11 protein-coding genes are annotated in these 13372 nt (G+C 52.0%); 3 read left to right on the top strand and 8 right to left on the bottom strand.

Annotation, left to right across the window (positions count from 1 at the left end):
- Window positions 1–11: 11 nt before the first annotated feature.
- Together glgB and ACFVTB_RS13435 are read right to left on the bottom strand one after the other, a co-directional pair.
- Window positions 12–1913 carry a 1,4-alpha-glucan branching protein GlgB gene (gene glgB / locus ACFVTB_RS13440; protein ID WP_387750178.1) on the bottom strand — a complete coding sequence of 634 codons (1902 nt, stop codon included), beginning with the start codon at window positions 1911–1913 and terminating at the stop codon, window positions 12–14.
- Between the two features lie 160 nt (window positions 1914–2073).
- Complete coding sequence (locus ACFVTB_RS13435) at window positions 2074–2307, bottom strand: hypothetical protein (protein ID WP_387749526.1); 234 nt, start codon at window positions 2305–2307, stop codon at window positions 2074–2076.
- A gap of 319 nt (window positions 2308–2626) precedes the next feature.
- Here ACFVTB_RS13435 and ACFVTB_RS13430 point away from each other — a divergent pair, with 319 nt between their 5' ends.
- Window positions 2627–3529 carry a helix-turn-helix domain-containing protein gene (locus ACFVTB_RS13430; RefSeq protein ID WP_387749524.1) on the top strand — a complete coding sequence of 301 codons (903 nt, stop codon included), beginning with the start codon at window positions 2627–2629 and terminating at the stop codon, window positions 3527–3529.
- 58 nt (window positions 3530–3587) lie between these two features.
- Here ACFVTB_RS13430 and helD read toward each other — a convergent pair whose 3' ends face one another.
- A complete protein-coding gene (gene helD, locus ACFVTB_RS13425) occupies window positions 3588–5933 on the bottom strand; it encodes an RNA polymerase recycling motor HelD (protein ID WP_387749521.1) in 2346 nt (781 codons plus the stop codon).
- A gap of 213 nt (window positions 5934–6146) precedes the next feature.
- On the opposite strand from helD, the gene ACFVTB_RS13420 reads away from it, so the two are divergent.
- Entirely contained in the window at window positions 6147–6842 is a 696-nt protein-coding gene (locus tag ACFVTB_RS13420; protein ID WP_387749519.1) for a queuosine precursor transporter, read from the top strand.
- A gap of 61 nt (window positions 6843–6903) precedes the next feature.
- Here the strand turns inward: ACFVTB_RS13420 and ACFVTB_RS13415 are convergent, their stop codons facing one another.
- From ACFVTB_RS13415 to ACFVTB_RS13395, 5 genes are all read right to left on the bottom strand, one after another.
- Window positions 6904–9222 carry an alpha/beta hydrolase gene (locus ACFVTB_RS13415; RefSeq protein ID WP_387749516.1) on the bottom strand — a complete coding sequence of 773 codons (2319 nt, stop codon included), beginning with the start codon at window positions 9220–9222 and terminating at the stop codon, window positions 6904–6906.
- Window positions 9207–10010, bottom strand: coding sequence for an ABC transporter ATP-binding protein (locus ACFVTB_RS13410; protein WP_387749513.1), 804 nt, complete (start codon window positions 10008–10010; stop codon window positions 9207–9209). Before ACFVTB_RS13410 ends, ACFVTB_RS13415 begins: the two co-directional genes overlap by 16 nt.
- 139 nt (window positions 10011–10149) lie before the next feature.
- The gene (locus ACFVTB_RS13405; protein WP_387749511.1) at window positions 10150–10587 is read right to left on the bottom strand and encodes a hypothetical protein; all 438 of its coding nucleotides are present in this window, start codon (window positions 10585–10587) and stop codon (window positions 10150–10152) included.
- Window positions 10588–10594: 7 nt separating this feature from the next.
- Entirely contained in the window at window positions 10595–10807 is a 213-nt protein-coding gene (locus ACFVTB_RS13400) for a DUF1540 domain-containing protein (RefSeq protein WP_387749508.1), read from the bottom strand.
- A gap of 54 nt (window positions 10808–10861) precedes the next feature.
- Window positions 10862–11362 (bottom strand): YpuI family protein, encoded by a 501-nt coding sequence (locus ACFVTB_RS13395; protein WP_387749505.1) that lies wholly within the window; start codon window positions 11360–11362, stop codon window positions 10862–10864.
- Window positions 11363–11537: 175 nt separating this feature from the next.
- Here ACFVTB_RS13395 and ACFVTB_RS13390 point away from each other — a divergent pair, with 175 nt between their 5' ends.
- Window positions 11538–13370: a S8 family peptidase gene (locus ACFVTB_RS13390; protein ID WP_387749502.1), complete on the top strand. Its 1833-nt coding sequence runs from the start codon at window positions 11538–11540 to the stop codon at window positions 13368–13370.
- Window positions 13371–13372: the final 2 nt, after the last annotated feature.

The raw sequence follows: 13372 nt of genomic DNA, 5'->3' as shown, positions 1-13372 counted from the left end.
CCAACTCCTTCTTAGTGTGTGTCCCCCGTTTCAAGGATGAGCAGTTGGAAGGATAAGGGGGGAATCAATAACGAAATGCTTTGGTTGCAGCCGTGCCAAGCGGTAGCTTCGCTTGCCACATGGCGCTGCCTCGTGCCGCGGCCTCCGTAGTGTTCCTCGTCGCTATGCATCCGCACGCGATAGAGACCTTGCTCGGGAACGCCTATCCGGTAGCTGTCATAGCCGGAACGCGAAAAATTCGCGACGATGACCGAAAAACTTTTAGTTCCATAACGTATAAAGGATATGATAGATTGGTCGGCATTATGAACGTCGATCCAACGAAAACCGCCCGATTCGGCGTCTTTCTCCCAAAGCGACGGAAGCTCAGTATACAGAGCGTTCAGCTCCCGCACGTATTGCTGCGTTTTGCGGTGCAGCTCGTAATCGAGCAGCAGCCAGTCAAGCTCTTCGGCATCCTTCCATTCGTCGAACTGACCGAATTCGCCGCCCATGAACAGCAGCTTTTTGCCTGGATGCGTCATCCAATAACCGTAAAACAGCCGCAGCTGCGCGAATTTTTCTTCATATGTGCCTGGCATTTTGTTGAGGAGAGATCGTTTGCCGTGAACGACTTCGTCGTGCGACAACGGTAAGACGTAATTCTCGGAAAAAGCGTATACGAGAGAAAACGTGATTAAGTGGTGGTAGTGCTTGCGGTCGGAAGGATCGTACGACATATAACGCAAAATGTCGTTCATCCAGCCCATATTCCATTTGAAATTGAAGCCCAGCCCGCCTAAGTAGGTAGGAGAGGTGACTGCGGGCCAAGCGGAAGAGTCTTCCGCCAGCATTAGAGCTTCGGGGTAGTAGTGAAAAACCGTTTCGTTCAGCCGCTTCAGAAAGCGCAGCGCATCGAGGTTATCGATGCCGCCAAGCTTGTTCCAAGTGTAAAGCTCCTTCGGCTTATCCATATGAAGATTGATCATACTGGCGACGGCATCGACGCGAAGTCCGTCGATATGGTACATTTCCATCCAATAGACGGCGTTCGAAATAAGAAAGCTGACGACTTCGTTTTTGCCGAAATCGAAGGCTAGCGTACCCCATTGCGGTTTATCCGCCAGCTTCTCGTCCGGCCCTTCGAATATCGGCGTGCCGTCGAATAGGCGTAAGCCGTGATCGTCGCGGCAAAAATGGCCGGGCACCCAATCAAGAATGACGCCAAGACCGCGCTCATGGCAGCAATCTACGAAATGCATCAGCTGCTTTGGCCTTCCATAACGGCTCGAGGGCGCATAAAAACCGGTAATCTGATACCCCCACGACTGATCGAGCGGATGCTCGGCAAGCGGCAGCAGCTCGATATGGGTGTAGCCCATTTCGACGGCGTACGGCAGCAGCTGTTCAGCCAGTTCGTCGTAGGTCAAATAGACCTCTTTCCCTTTCACTCGCCATGAGCCCGCATGAGCCTCGTAAATGAGCAGCGGATTCGAATAAGCATGCTTGCTCCGCTTCTCTTCCAGCCAATTGCCGTCCCGCCAAGGGAAGCCGTTCAGCTCGGTAATGACAGAAGCGGTCAACGGACGCCGCTCGGCATAAAATGCGTACGGATCGGATTTCAGCCGACGCTCGCCCGAAGAGGTGAATACTTCATATTTGTAAAGATCTCCTTCTCCGATACCGGGAACGAACAGCGCCCATATGCCGGTCGATCCGGCTTTGGTCATACTGTGCGATGCGCCGTCCCAGCCATTAAAGCTGCCGGTTACCCGAACCTGCGTCGCATTGGGCGCCCATACGGCGAAACGGACGCCGCTGACGCCCTCCCATTTCATCGGATGAGCCCCCATAAAGCGATAGCTGTGGTGAGAGCTCCCCTCATTGAACAAAAACAAATCAGACATCGACAAGCCGAAAGGCGCCGTTTGCATCAAAATGAACGTTCACCTCCACTGGTGGGATGTATGCCGCAAATGATGGAACGCCTGCTGTTTTGTGGGCGGCGGCGCTTGCTTAATCCTATTATACATATTCCCCTGAAAAATGACACCCCATTTTCATCGGATGTCAAAAAAGCTTACATTAGTGCATTTATTGTTCCTGTCTACTTGCCGATACGCGTTGTATGTAGTAGTGCTTGGAGCAGTAACCTTTCGTCACCGAATCTTTCGTACAATGAATCCATTTGCAAGTTTCTCTCTTTTTTTCTTTCGCCGGCCTCACCGTGAGCGGATCGCCGTGCCGAAGCATCCGTTGATGATGCATAGCGCAAAGCTGCTTAGCTTTGACCGGCCGAGCGCAATCCTCTACGATGCAAATATTCATGATGTACGTTACCCCCTTGTATGTTACGCAAGCAAACCTCTGCATCTTATTATATTAGTAGTAAAAGGCTAGGAAATAAAGTTTGTATAAATAAGATTAAAGCATTCCTTAGCGGCACATTCCCTGTCGTCCGCGCGTTACATGGTTCTCCAGCTTTCAAGTTTAATTAATTAAACAAAAGCCAAGAAATTATTGTAAATACGTCTAAATTATACATGAACTTGTTTGTAAACGAAAGTTTCTTTATACTCGGTTGAGTAACTTTCAGTCAGTCTTCTCCGTCTATACACCACCAAAGTTATCAAGGAGGCAATTAGCTTTGCAGCAACAATTGTTCCATCATATCTTTCAAGAGCTGGAGCAGCCGATGGTCATCGTTCGCGTAACGAGAGACGTTGTCGTATTTTACGAGGTGAATTCCGCCTTTGGACGATTGACCGGGTACACCGGCGAACAATTGAGAAACAAACCGGTAAAAAGCGTAATCGGCCCCTACTCGGATCGGACGGCTGCTCGGCCGTTTAAACGGGAAGGCGCTCTGACAACCGCGCGTAAGCGCATAGTCCCGGTGCGCATGGAAAACAAGCCGCTCGACTACGGTAGCTCGGAAAACGGCCTCACCTTGATGCAGTTCGAAGATTTGAGCGCGCAAAAGTGGATCGACCGGCAAGCGGAGCTCCATCAAGTGCTCGTAAGCGGCGTCGTTGATACGACGTATCATATTCGGTATTTAAGAGATACCCGCACGCGCTCTCTGCTGCAACCGGAAGTGCCTCTGGAAGATGAAACATTTTTCCAATTCATTACGGAATCGGAACTGTCGCGCATTACGGATCTCATACCCGAAACGAACCAAATCAAAAAACTAAATACGATTATCATCCGTACGGTAGAGCTGAACGGCATCCAGTTGGAGCTTACCGTCTCGTTCACGCCGCTTTTCGACGGCTTCGGCAAGCTGAAGGAATATGCGTTCGTTATTTTGGATTACAAACCGGTAAACGATTTCATAGACTCGGCAACTAAGCTGAAAATATGGATGGCGAAGCGGGACATTAGCGCAAATCAGCTGTCCGCTGCCACCAACATTTCACTGCAAACGATCTCGAAGCTGCGCAACGGCAAAATCGAGAAGCCGCAGCGTCTTACCGCCGAACTTATCGCCTCCGAGCTTAGGATAGACGTTAGCGAAATTTGGCCGGAAGTGCGAAAGAGCCGCTAACCATCGGTTAGCGGCTCTGGGCCGGACGATTGCAATCGTCATCTTGCTTTCTGCACGGTCAACCGCCCGAACGCGCCGGACGCCGCTCCGTCAGAAACATCGTCGGCTCCCCGCAATAGAACAGATGCAGTTCATGCATCGCTCTCGTGCAGACGGTATAAAATAGACGCCGCTCGCTTTCCTTGCCGTACGAAGCAGCGGAAGCGTCGCTAATGACGACAGCATCAAATTCGACACCTTTAGCCAAATACGATGGAATGACAACCGTCCCTTTCTCGAAGGTGACGGTTTCTTTTTCGATCAGTCGCAAATCAGCGTAAGCTGTCTTTAACGCGTCGAACAGAGCTTTGCTTTCTTCCGCCGTCTTGCCGATGAGCGCGATCGACGGAACGCCTCTGCTTCGCAATTCGTCCAGCTTAGCCTTAATAAGCAATAATAGTTCCTCTTTATTGCCGGCCCGCTCGACGGTTGGCTCCTCTCCGTTCCGGTTGAACGGGATGATCTCTGCGCCGTTCTCCACCATATCGCTAGTGAATTCGACGATTTGCCGAGTTGAACGATAGCTTCGATGCAGGACGATCTTTTCCGTTTCTTCAGGGGAGAACAAGCCCGAAAGCGGTTCGAATCCTCTGCCATCCGCCGAATGGGCGAAGATCGATTGGTTCAAATCACCGAGCACCGTCATTTTCGCCATCGGAAAAATCCGCTTTAAGTAGTGGAACTGAAACGCCGAATAATCTTGCGCTTCGTCGATGAACAGGTGGCGAACGGACGTATTGGTATGAAAGCCTTCCAGCGATTCCGCCAGATACAAATAAGGCGTCGCGTCCTCATAACCCATTTCCCCTCGATTCAGCCGCTCTTCGGTCAGCTCGCATATCCGATTCCAGTCTGCAGGAACGTCGTCTTCCGTCAGCCGGGCCAGCAGGCCCGCATCTGTGAACAACGCGCGATAAATAGCAGGCATGTCGATGTATTTCATCTTTTTCACGCGCGACCGCAGCCGCTTGAACCGCTCCTGGACAATCATTGCCGACAGCATCTCCTGCTCATGGCGGAAATCGTCAAACGAATCTTCGGTAAATTTATTTTTTCGCTGCAGCTCGTTATAGGCATGGATATAGGCTTCCTTGTCGAGAAGCTCCATTTCGTCCTGCACCCACTTCTTGCTTCGCTCTTCCTTGCCCAGCCGCGTCAATTCCTTCAGCAGCCATTCCGACGTCATGCGCATCCGATTCGGGATCGACAGCGAATCATGGAGGCTGTAGAAATATTCGCTCGTTCGCTCCGCCGGCACAATCGTCCTTCCGCGAAATCGGATCGGCTTGAACTTCAGACCGGATTCGCCGAGCGATTTGGCGTAGCTTTGGACTGCTTCCATGAACGGCACTCCTGATTTATAGCGGATAGAAGCGATTTTCGCCTCATAATCCGGATCGTCCAATGCCCCCAGCGTGTATTCCATTTGTACGAACGGATCCTCAAGCGCAAACGACTCCCCGAGCCTATGCTCAACATACTGCTGATAAGTCGTCTGCTGCATATTTTGCTCGCCCAGTTCCGGAAGTACGGTCGATACATAACTGTTGAACATGGGATTCGGCGAGAACAACACAATTTGATCGGCATTCAGCGTATCGCGGTATCGGTAAAGGAGATAGGCGACCCGCTGCAGCGCCGCAGAAGTCTTGCCGCTTCCCGCAGCTCCTTGCACAATCAGGAGCCTGGCTCGCTCATTGCGGATAATTTGGTTTTGCTCGCGCTGGATCGTCGCGACAATCGTTTTCATCTGCGCGTCGGATTGCTGGCCCAGCACCTCTTGCAGCAGCTCGTCGCCGATGGTTACGCCGGTATCGAACATGCTGGCAATGACGCCGCGCCGTATGACGTACTGCCGCTTCAGCGTCATTTCCCCTTCGATCGATCCTCCCGGTGTCGTATACTCGGCCGGCCCCGGCGGGTAGTCGTAATAAAGGCTTGATACGGGTGCCCGCCAATCATAAATCAAATAATGCGAGCCTGTCTCGTCTAACAGCGACCCGACGCCCAAGTAAATATGCTCCGCACGACCGTCGCTATCGGCCGTGTCTGGGATGAAATCCATTCTGCCGAAATAAGGCGACTGCTCCAGCTTGATGAGCACCTTCAGCTGCTGCTCCGCACGGCCGTGCGCATGTTCGCGCTCCAGCAGCACTTCCGCTTGCTGCTTCATGCTGGCAGCCGTCTCCGCAGCTTCCGCCGCGTCTTCGAAATTGACCGTTACGTCGTCCCAGAAATTTCGGCGAATGTCGACGATCTCTTGCCGCACTACGCCTGTTTTGTCCTGCAGATGGTCGATTTGCTTTCGTATCAGTGCGGTTACCCGGTCTACTCTTTGCTGCTCCAACCGTTGCTCTTCCTGCATGCTTTCATCCACTCCTTCGCAACCGTGATTAGCGCCCTCTTCCTGAGGGTAGGCCTCCCGCCTGTGCAAGCGGCAGAAAAATCGCTTGCCTGCTACCCGCGCAAGGCTTATAATGTCAAAGTCAGAAATACAATAATACACCTTGCAGCTATTCCGCTGCAAGCCGCGGTTCGAAAACTCCCGCGTTATCAAAACTAGGAGGTTGTTTTATCTATGTTTAATTTGTGGCTGGGCATTATTTTTATGCTCGTACACTTCACGCTCTTCTTGCTGTCCTACCGATTTTTCGGCCGGATCGGCATCTATGCCTGGATCGGCATGGCTACCGTACTCGCTAATATTCAAGTCGTCAAGACCGTAGACATGCCGCTCGGCATCGTTATTACGCTTGGCAATACGATGTACGGCACGATCTATCTCGCTTCCGACCTGCTGAACGAGCGATACGGCGAACGCGCGGCCAAGAAAGCCGTTTGGTTCGGCTTCTTTACGCTGCTCGCATCCACCGCCATCATGCAGCTCGCCCTTCTGTTCGAGCCTTCCTCCAACGAGGTTGCCCAGCAGTCGCAGCAGGCGATGAACGCTCTGTTTGGACTGCTTCCGCAAATCGCTTTAGGCAGCCTATGCGCCTATTTTGTCAGCCAATTTCTGGACGTCAGGTTATATTCGCTGCTTATAAAGTGGTTTCCTGCGCGTAACCAGCTCTGGATTCGCAACAATGGCAGCACCGCGGTCAGCCAATTGGTCGACTCTCTTATCTTCTGCACGATCGCTTTCTATAATCTTTATGAGTTCGACATTTGGCTGTCGGTCTTTTTGACGACGTATCTTATTAAATTTATTGTATCGGTATGCTCGACGCCATTTCTATATGCGGCTCGAAACTTTACGTTCAAAGACGAGGACTAACGGATAAAACAAGGTCTCCGGCACAAGCCGGAGACCCTTTCTCGTTTAAATCAATTCCTATTTATTCTGAAAATCCGATATCGTCGAGCATAATTTTGCCGGGGCCTCCGGTGAAGTGGAAAATCACTTCGGTCGGCACCGTCTCGCTCGGGCTTCTATCCCAATCGAAATAACGCAGCGGCAAGCGGAACGTCTGGAAGACAGGCTCGGCGCTTTCCTCGTATTTTCCGTCCTTGATTCGTTTCTCCAGCCAAGGAATTTTCAAATAATCGGCCTCGAACGGCGCCGGCACACTCATCACTTCGCCGAGAGGAAGCTGACCGCTGCTGCCGTCTTCAAGCACAAGCTCTACCTTGATCTCCGGCAGCGAACGGGGAGATGTCTCCGCTCCATCCGCATCTTCTGCCGGCGACTCGGCTTCGGCAGCGTCTTTTTCCGTTTCAAGCTCTGACGTTAAATCGACGAGTGAGAAGGACAGCACGTCCTGCTCCAGATCGAGCTCAGACAGCCGTTCGCCGTACGATTCGGACAGCGATAACGAGTAGGAGCCTTCCTCCTCCCATTGCAGGACGGCGCCTTTCGTTCCTTTATCGACGCTGTCACGATTCTCGGCATCCTCTTCCGTCCATTCGGCGAGCCCTTCGGCCTCCAGCTTGCCGCCTTCCGGAAGCGTTGTTTTTTGCGTATCCTCCTCATATCGCGCGGCGGCCAAAAATGTGGCGTCCTCATAGCGGCTGATATATTCAGTCGAAGATGGAAGCCAAGCCAACCCGCTTCGATAATCGTGAAAAAGCGGCAAATATTCAGCCTTATCGTTCAAGGTCGCTTCGAGAAAGGCGGAAACATACACTTGCGCGATTGATCGTTGTTCTTCCCCAGTCAGCATACCTCGCTGATTCAGCAGCAGGCCGCCCGGCATGCTTTCATCCATCGTTCCCCAATCCGTATTGAACCGGCTGTGATTGGCTTCTGCAATATAGAGCGAAGCTTTGAAATAACCGGCGGCCGGCGTAAAAGAGGTCCGAATATATTGACGATCGCCGTAAAAGCTGTTGACGTCAGCGTCGCGCGCGCCCTGCAGCGTTAAATAATTGACGTCTTGCAGCTCGGCGGATTTGTCGTTCACCTTCCGATCGGTCGGCGCGAGCGCGATAACCGACTTGATTTTCGGCTCAAAGCCGGTTAGCGACTTATCGTCCGAGAACCATTTATCGGCATCGGCGGCCATCGCCACTGCCTGACCTCCCCGGGAATGGCCGAGCAAAGCGACGCGGTCCCAGTCAATACGGCTGTATAGCGCATGGCCCCCCGTTTCACTGAATACATTTAACTGCTGCAAATGCTTAAGCAGCACCCAAGAACGAACCAGCATATCGTTGTCCGGAATGCCGGACCATACCGAATAATTCAAAAAATTTTCATCGACCGATACGGCAATAATGCCCTTGCTGGCCAACAACTCGCCCAAATAACGATAACCGCCGTCCGAGAAATCTTCCATCAAATGATTGCCATGCACCATCAGCGTTATTGGAAAAGGGCCGTCGCCTTCGGGCATCCATACCGTTCCGTTAATCGGCAGCTGCTTCTGGTTGAAGCCCCAATACCATTCCTTCAGCTTATTCCACCGTTTAATGTAGGCGGAGGCGTCAGCAGGCTCAGAGACATAGTCGACCGCTTTGCCAAAACCTTCGCGGTGCTTGTCGGAGCCGCTGCCGTACGTAAATTCCGTATACGCGTAATCGCCGTCTCTCGAAGGATCGAGAACGCTCGGCAAGGTGGACGCCGACGCCAGAACGGTCACCTCGCTGCCGTCCGCACTGTCCGCCTCCGTAATCGAGCTTTGCCCCGGCTGCTGCGGTCCGAACGTTACAATCAACAAAGCGGACAACAAGCCGGAAGCAAAAACGGCGGCGGTCATCAGGGCGATCCCTTTTCCATTCGAGCGCAATAAAAGCCGGATGCCGATACCGGCGAATGATCCCATTACACTCACAATCAATGCAAACGCAATAGAGTCAATTACTCCAAAATTCATGTAATAGCATATCGAATAAACAAGCAATGCCGTGTAAGAAAAAAAGCCAATAAATTGCCGTGGCGCCGGTAAACGAAACATCGAGAGCAGTACGGCAATCAGCTGCGAGACAAGTAGAAGACCCATAGCATTGGCAAGCACGAAACCGCCCACGTCTATTATTTTGCCGAGACCGGTCGGCATGCCCAGAGCAACGAACGCCGCTAAAATCGAACTTAGCACGAGCAGTCCGGCGGAAGCGTAACGCCAAGCTGCATGGTCATATTCAAGCCGAGCGAGTGTCCGCGCCTTCACCCATCGGGCAAAGCGTCTTTTTCGGCTTATCGTTAGTTCGAATTCCATAACGATGGCTCCGTTTGTTTGACAAACAGCCAGTTCCGGCCGTCGCGCCGCTCAATCTCAACCGGGACGTCGAAAAAGCGGCTCATCCTCTCCGATGTCAGCACATCGCTTGTAGCGCCCGATTCGAATACTTCTCCTTTTTTCAACAACAGCGTGCGGGTAAAGCAAGGCAATATTTCTTCTACGTGATGTGTAACGTAAATAACGGTTGGAGCATCAGGACGAGAGACAACCCGGTTGATCATCCCCAGAAGCTGCTCGCGCGCGAATACGTCCAGGCCCGTGCATGGCTCGTCCAGAATGAGCAGCTTCGGATTGGCCATAAGCGCCCGCGCGATCAGCACCCGCTGGCGCTCGCCTTGCGAGAGCGTATCGTAGGTCCGCTCGGCCAAAGACTCGCAGCCGAGACTTTTCATAAGCGCAAGCGCCTGCTCGCTGTCCTCGCTATCAGTCGAATCGTATAAACCTATCGTCGCGAATTTCCCGCTAAGTACAATTCGAAAAGCTGTCTCGCTGCCGTACAATTTCTGCTGCAACGAAGTACTCACCCATCCGATCGTCTTGCGCAGCTCGCGCAAATCGACCTCGCCAAACTTGCGGCCGAGCACCGAAACCGTTCCCGATGTCGGCCATATATATCCGTTAATCATATTAAGCAAGGTTGTCTTGCCTGAACCGTTCAGCCCAAGCAGACACCAGTGCTCACCCTGTGACGCCTGCCAGTTGACTTCCTGCAAAATCCGGGAATCATTTCGTTCCCACGATGCGTTGCGTATATCCAATATCATTGCGAACTTCCCTCCCATTTCCTAAAGTATAGAAAAAATCGGGCGTCGGTTCAATGCTAAAATGTTGAATAAACGCTGCAAGCCGGAAAAAGAGGCATCCTGCTGGATGCCTCTTTTTCCGGCTTGCGCCCTGTATAAGCTATGTGAGCGCATAATATAAGGGAACTACAACGAGCGACAGCAGTACGGCAATTAGTCCAATTGCTATCGCCCATCCACCGATCGTTCTGGCGCCTTGCCAAAAAGCGATGCCGCCCAGCGCAATCGACGTCAGCCCGAGCAGAACGGGCCATACGAACCAGGACGCGACGGCGAATGCCAGCGCCGTCCAGCCGAGGGCCGTTCCTCCCCAGTCCCTGCTGCGCTCCACGGCTTCTGTTTCGTCGCGCGGAACGTAGGAGACAGTGCTGCCTACAGCGAAATCTTGCGCCATTTCTTCATTTAAATCGTTATAATTGCTTTCGGTCATTTCCGGCCGCCCGAATGGAGCCGCTACATTATACGTTGGAGTATCGATTTTATCCGCTTCGATATGCTCAATTTTTTGTTCACGCTCATTTCTTCGATCAATAGCCATCGCTCGCTCACTCCTTCGGTTTGAACGTTTGGCAGCAGGTCGCCGACGATTGGTTCGCAACGTCCTGATGATACAGTCCGAGATCGTCGGCTGCAAACTCTTCACGGAACGATGCGCTCGCATGCTGGTCAATATCAACACTGATGGATGTTGCGGCGCAATTGTTTCCTTCCTTCCAGAACGAACAATTCGACACGCTGCAGGATACGCCGTCAGGCATAAAAAAATCACCTCCGATATCAAGTTTCCCTGATCGGAAGTGATTCATTCCGTCCTATTTTTGCCCTTGCATCCGGCGCTGGGTCATGTAGTCGTTCTCGTAGTAAGCCAGCTCGTCGCGAAGCTCTTCGAAAATTTTCGACATGCCGAGCACGATGTTGCGCGCGTCTCTCGTCGGCTTAAACCGGAAGCGAATCGCGTCTTGGCCTGTGTAGGCATAACGTCCGTCTTCGGAATAGCACTCGTTCTTCGGATAAAAGAATGCGTTCACGCATTGATGATACACTTCATACAAAGCTCGTTCTGCAAAGTCGATATCGAAATTGGGTCTTCTGAGCAGCACTCCCAGTTTTTCTACGGAAACCTCAGAGAACACCAGCAAATGGCGCAAATCGGACAACAGTCCTTTGTAGAACGCTTCCGCTTCTTCCCCCGTTTCTTCACCAAGCAGACGGTTCAGCGAATATTCGTTCAGAAACGGCTCCAATTGTTGAATGGCATCTTTTAATTTGTTGCGTGCAGCTTCGCTTAACGGTTTCACATTAGTCGATGGCATCGATCGTGGTTCCCCTTTCTTCATCCAAAAACAAAAAACTCAGGCATCAACATAGTACCACAAATTGCTTTCGGATGGTACTGGCGTTTCCGACTTCTTTTTCGCATATTTTAATCGGCGCAATCGGAACCTACGGATAAGCGTTTATCCGCTCAATTCCTACGGGAGGTTATTAATGATGAGAAGAAAATGGATCGGCATCTTTGCCGTATTGGCAGCAGCGACGGTGCTTATTCTGGTCGCGCCTCTATTTATCCCAGACAGAGGGCCTTCCGCGCCTAAAATCGCCAGTCTGCAGGCGGACCATGAAAAAGCGCAAAAACTGAAAGTGCTCAATCAAGACATGGATAAGACTTCTTTCCTCTGTACCACGGAGTGCTCCCGCGATTTTTCTAAATTGATGACGGACGGGAGCAAGGGTGAAAAATCAGAAAAAATCGACCGGATGATGGCCGAGCATAAGCATATGTCTTATATCAGCTGGATCTCGGGCGACCGCAGCGTAAATAAAGGCTCCCTTCCGCACGATAAAGACAAGACTTCCGCGAAGTACGTTGCTGAGGCTAAAGCTGCTATTCAAAAAGGGGAAAAGTACGTCTCTAAGCCTTACGTTGCTGCGAACGGCAGCCGATACATCGTGCTTGGCGTGCCGCACGACAAGCATCACGGTATCGGCGTAGCCGGTATCGTCAAACAAGATATCGTAACGCAGGTCGAACGCCATCAGAAACGGAATTTGCGGCTTGTACCGTACCCGGCGGAAGGCAATTACCGAATCGAATCGGTCGTGCCGAATTCGACGATCGACACGACCGTACGAAACGGCGAAGACAACGGCAATGCCAGCCACTATCATAATCGCGACGTTGTCGTTCATTTTGCCGATAAAATGACGGACAAGCAATTGACCGACATTAAACGCAGCATTAACGCTTCCTCCATGCAGCGCATCGGCGATACGTATGTGTTCCGTTCCCACTCCATGGAAGCGGAGCAGATGATGCATTACTTCCAGAAATCGTGGAAAACCGAATATGTTGAACCGCATTACCTGTACATGACGAACGAAAGCATTCCGAATGACGCCCTTTACAAGCAGTACCAATGGAATTTGCCTTCCATTAAGACAGAGCTCGGTTGGGATGTATCCAAAGGCAGCGATCAAGTAACCGTCGCCGTTCTCGATACCGGCGTTCAACTCGATCACCCTGATTTAAAAGGAAAGCTGATTCAAGGCATGAATATCGTCGACACAGCCGCGAAGCCGAGCGACGATGTTGGGCATGGAACCCATGTGGCCGGCATCGTAGGTGCGACGGTCAATAACGGCGAAGGTGTGGCCGGCTTGTCATGGTACAACAAAGTGATGCCGGTCAAGGTGCTTGATTCAAGCGGAGCCGGATCAACCTACTCGGTCGCGCAAGGGCTGATCTGGGCGACGGATAACGGAGCGAAGGTGATCAATATGAGCCTCGGCAACTATGCACAAGCCGATTTTCTGCACGATGCAATCAAGTATGCTTACGATCACGACGTGGTCCTAATCGCCGCCAGCGGCAACGATAACACGGAGCGTCCCGGCTTCCCGGCTGCTTATCCCGAAGTATTTGCCGTTGCCGCAACGGATGCGAACAAAAAGAAAGCCAGCTTCTCGAACTATGGCGATTATATCGACGTGGCGGCGCCGGGCGACAGCATTGCCAGCACCTATCCTGGCGGACAATATGCCGCCTTGTCGGGCACATCCATGGCAAGTCCGCATGTTGCTGCGCTTGCCGGTTTGATCCGTTCGGTTAATCCGGATTTGACCAATGTGCAAGTCATGGACATTATGCGCAGCTCGGCTGCCGATCTAGGCGATCCCGGCAAAGACATTTATTATGGCTACGGATTGATCGACGTCGATAAAGCGCTCAAAGCCGCCGTCAGCGGAGCTACAACGCTTCAGAATTATCCCGGTCAAGTTAAGCGGCGGTTAGAGGCTATTTCACGCCTGCATGCAAAGTGAGG

Origin of the sequence: Paenibacillus sp. NPDC058071 (genome assembly GCF_042885235.1) — a bacterium.
Taxonomy (GTDB): Bacteria; Bacillota; Bacilli; order Paenibacillales; family Paenibacillaceae; genus Pristimantibacillus.
Note: the sequence above shows the minus strand (reverse complement) of the source record. Positions and strands in the feature narration are given on the sequence as shown.

What these genes read in the sequence shown, in the direction of transcription:
- glgB (WP_387750178.1), bottom strand. Translation starts at nt 1,913, where the DNA reads ATGCAAACGGCGCCTTTCGGCTTGTCGATGTCTGATTTGTTTTTGTTC.
- ACFVTB_RS13415 (WP_387749516.1), bottom strand. Translation starts at nt 9,222, where the DNA reads ATGGAATTCGAACTAACGATAAGCCGAAAAAGACGCTTTGCCCGATGG.
- ACFVTB_RS13410 (WP_387749513.1), bottom strand. Translation starts at nt 10,010, where the DNA reads ATGATATTGGATATACGCAACGCATCGTGGGAACGAAATGATTCCCGG.
- ACFVTB_RS13435 (WP_387749526.1), bottom strand. Translation starts at nt 2,307, where the DNA reads ATGAATATTTGCATCGTAGAGGATTGCGCTCGGCCGGTCAAAGCTAAG.
- ACFVTB_RS13400 (WP_387749508.1), bottom strand. Translation starts at nt 10,807, where the DNA reads ATGCCTGACGGCGTATCCTGCAGCGTGTCGAATTGTTCGTTCTGGAAG.
- ACFVTB_RS13405 (WP_387749511.1), bottom strand. Translation starts at nt 10,587, where the DNA reads ATGGCTATTGATCGAAGAAATGAGCGTGAACAAAAAATTGAGCATATC.
- helD (WP_387749521.1), bottom strand. Translation starts at nt 5,933, where the DNA reads ATGCAGGAAGAGCAACGGTTGGAGCAGCAAAGAGTAGACCGGGTAACC.
- ACFVTB_RS13420 (WP_387749519.1), top strand. Translation starts at nt 6,147, where the DNA reads ATGTTTAATTTGTGGCTGGGCATTATTTTTATGCTCGTACACTTCACG.
- ACFVTB_RS13395 (WP_387749505.1), bottom strand. Translation starts at nt 11,362, where the DNA reads ATGCCATCGACTAATGTGAAACCGTTAAGCGAAGCTGCACGCAACAAA.
- ACFVTB_RS13390 (WP_387749502.1), top strand. Translation starts at nt 11,538, where the DNA reads ATGATGAGAAGAAAATGGATCGGCATCTTTGCCGTATTGGCAGCAGCG.